This window comes from Candidatus Vampirococcus lugosii (assembly GCF_018420025.1).
Lineage (GTDB): Bacteria > Patescibacteriota > Gracilibacteria > Absconditabacterales > Absconditicoccaceae > Vampirococcus > Vampirococcus lugosii.
Genome location: NZ_JAEDAM010000089.1, coordinates 1 through 3,779, shown reverse-complemented (window position 1 = coordinate 3,779; position 3,779 = coordinate 1). Strand labels below are relative to the sequence as shown.

2 protein-coding genes are annotated in these 3,779 nt (G+C 21.6%); both read right to left on the bottom strand.

The genetic code is table 25. From position 1 onward, the window contains the following. Positions 1-134 precede the first annotated feature (134 nt). Positions 135-2,810, bottom strand: a complete 2,676-nt coding sequence (locus VAMP_RS04935; protein ID WP_213349839.1) for an AAA family ATPase — start codon at positions 2,808-2,810, stop codon at positions 135-137. A gap of 227 nt (positions 2,811-3,037) precedes the next feature. Further along, the coding region (locus VAMP_RS04930) for a hypothetical protein (RefSeq protein WP_213349838.1) at positions 3,038-3,779 on the bottom strand (742 nt) is incomplete at its 5' end.

Genomic DNA, 3,779 nt, shown 5'->3' with positions numbered 1-3,779 from the left:
AGAAAATAATTTTTTTACATACTAAACAAACTTTATATTTTTTAAAATAATTTATTTTTTGAAAGTATTTTTACTTTTAATTTATTCTATTTATAGAAATCAACATAATTTTCTTTAAAAAAATAATAAAAAAATTAAACTGCAATATTTGCATCCCAAATATCCATTTGTTGTATTTGTTTACTATGTGTTACTACATAAAATTTAATATCAGTACTACGAACAAAATCTTCTAACAAACTTGAAACTCTACCAATACTTTCAAAATCTAAATTATTTATAGTTTCATCAAGAAATAAAAATTTAGTTCTTAATAAAGATGCTATTGACATTATCCATACTAATTTAAGAATAGTTCTTTGTCAACCACTAAGAGATTTTACAGGTCTATTTCAAAGATTATCCAAAATATTAATTTCCAATTCAAGTTTTTCTTTTGATTTTCTTTCCAATTGAAATTTAATTTGATAATCTACTACTTGTGATAAATAATTATTCATAATATCTTCTATTTGAGGTAAAAAATCTTCCAATACTATCAACATTATTTCTTTTGAAAAAATATTATACAAATCTCAAAGTATTTTTTCATCATATTTAAGTTTATTTATTTGTATTTGTTCTTTTTTGAAATCTTCCAATAAATCATAGATATATCATCTATACAATTTAATCTGTTGTAAATCTTTTTCTTGTTTTTCTATTTTTGAATATCACAAAGATCATAATTTTGATTCAAGTTTTTCCAGAGATTTTGTATTTTCTTGTATTTTTTTTGAAATAGATTCTTTTTGTTCTTGTAAAGAGTGAATAGTAGATTCAATACTTATTATTTTTTCTTTTGAGTCTTGTATAGATTTTTGTTCTTTTTGTATTTCAAAAATTTGAGAATCAAGCTTTCTTATTTGATTATCTATATCAATATATTTTTCATAATTTTCTTTAAAAATAGACCATTTTATTTCATTAAAAAATCAAGCTAGTTTATTTATTTTTTTATCAATTTGATTTATTTGATCCTGTAATTTATATTTTTTATTTTCATAATCAAGATTTTTTATTTCATTATTTATATTTTTTATTAATTCTTCTTGCTTTTCAAAAATATCAATAAAATACTCTTTTTTTCAATCATTTATATCTTTAATTTGATAATTTATTTTTTGCAATTCATTATTTTTATCTTTTATTTTTGATTCAAAATCAAGATTTTTTATTTTTTCTTCAATATTATTTTTTTGTAATTGAATTTGTGATTGTTCTTTTTCTTTTGATAATAAAGTATCTTTTTTGATATTATCAATATAAGGGCAATTAGCTTCAATTTTATTACAAAAAAAAGTCATTTCATTATCAATATTTTCTCAAATCGATTTTAACCTTAAATTAATATCTTGTAATTTATCTTGCAAGTTTTTTTCTTTTTCTCATAGAGATTTAATTTCAAATTCAATATTATTTTTTTTAATATTTAAATCATTTATTAAATCTTTTTGTTTAGATTTAAATATTTCATAATATCTACTACCTTCCTTTATTTCCAAATCATTAAGTTTATCATTAAGTTCTTTATATTTAATTTCCAATTTTTCCAAATCATTTTCATAATTTTTTTTATTTTGTCTATAATCTTTTCATTTATAACTCAATTCAACTAATAAATTATTAGCTTGAAATATATCATTTATTTCATAATTATATTTTGCATAAATATCAAAATCTATATTTTGTAAAATATTTTTTTGTTCTTTAAATAAATTTTGTTTTTCTTCAATCATTTTATCAATTTTGGAAAAATCAAAAGAATTAATTTTTTTCTTTAATTTTTTAATTTGATTTTCGTTATTTTCAATATTTTGAATAATATTATTATAATCATTTTGCAATAAATTAATTGTAGATTTATAAGTTTTAATATTTGCCAAAAGTGATTGATAATATTCTTTTTTTTCAATTAAATCTTTTTCTATATTAGAAATTTGATTTATATCAATTGATTTATAATCAAAATCAAAAATAGATATTTTATCTTTTATAAAATCTAAATCTGATATTATCTGTAAATTCTCAGAACAAAGTTGTTTTTTAAATTCATCATTGAAATGCTCCAAAAATAAATTTATATATTTTCTAATTTTATTATCAAAATGAGAAGTATCTTTTTTTATTTTTAATTTTAGTTGAATTTCTCTTTTTTCTGTTCAAACTATTTCTTTTGCTTCATCTATTCATAATAAGTTAAAAATATTTTTGAATACATTTATTCTTTCTATAGGAGTTAAATCAAAAATATTATTTCATTCTTGCATAAGAAAATTTGTATTCAAAAAAACTTGTCTAGGTACAATCAAGGATTCCAAAGTTTTTTGTAATTCTTGTTCAAGTTTGAACTGTATTTGTTCAAAATCAAAATTTGATAAAATATCCGAAAAATCAACTCAATAATTTATTATTTCATTATAATTATTTTCAATATCTTGTATAACTAAATCAATATTTTTTTGATAACAAAAAAGAGAACTAGAAACACTTTCTCAACCTGATTTAGTTACCTTTATTATTCTATGAATAAAATATAAACTTCAATCAATTTCAAATAATATTTTTACAAATCATTTTTGAGATTTTTTATTCAAAATTGGTCTATTTGAATATTTATATAAAGCAAATAATGGAGAATCAAAAAATAAAAAAGATTTACCACTTCCTACTGAAGAATTGATTAAATATTTTCATTTTTTAAAAATTACAGAAATTATTTGTTCAAAAAAAGGTCATATATTATAATAAGAAACTGCTATAATATTCATTATTTTCTTAAATACAAAATAAATAATCTATTCATTTTCTTTTTCATTATATTTTTTTCTTTTACAAAATCAACATCTTTTTCTCGCCCGGGCGGGAAAAGTAGTACAAAAAGCTAAGATTAATAAATAGATGAGTTAGTTATAATATATTAGCTACCAAATTCACTATATGGTCAAATCAATCACTAATCTTAAATATTAAATAAAGTAAATATTCAATAATTTCATTATTCTTTGCGACAAACTACACTATACCCACTCCAACCATCGTTCCGATCATCTTCAATTCTGTACCTCCATATTCCAATTGGTTTTGAACCGTCACGCATAAATCTACGGAAGGCTGGTGTGGGTGTATCTAGAATGCTAGCGGTCCAATGTATTGTATACTTATCACTAAACATCCAATCGTTTTCTCACGGAGAACTATATCTAGATCACGGAGAATAAATATCTACAACTCATGTACCTACAGCAAACCTTTCCTCTCAACTAGGAAGTTGCCAACCAGATCCTAATTGTCAACAAACACTAGTATCTAACTTTTCTATGAATTCGTCGCCACCATGATCGCCTGTTAATCACATAGCTGTATACCAATCATATAGTAAACCATAATCATCTTTAGTACTACTATCTCAACTTGCATACCAAATTCAATCTGTGGATTGTGCATCCTCTGATGGTATTTTATCCATAACAGGATGTCTCATATTTTGAGTAGTCCAACACATTCAATCATCCATTTTTTTAGTAGTATAAGTCTCAGTTCAATCTTTTGTTGTTATATCATCTCAACATTTCCATCCACTTCCTCAGCCTCCATCACTTGCTCAAGTAGATCATTGTTGTTCTACATATTCATTTACTCAACTAAATACTTCATCCAAACTATCACCTGATAAACTTGTTCCATCTTGTTTTTTTACAATCTCACTATTATCTCATAATACAATAAATGAAGATCAA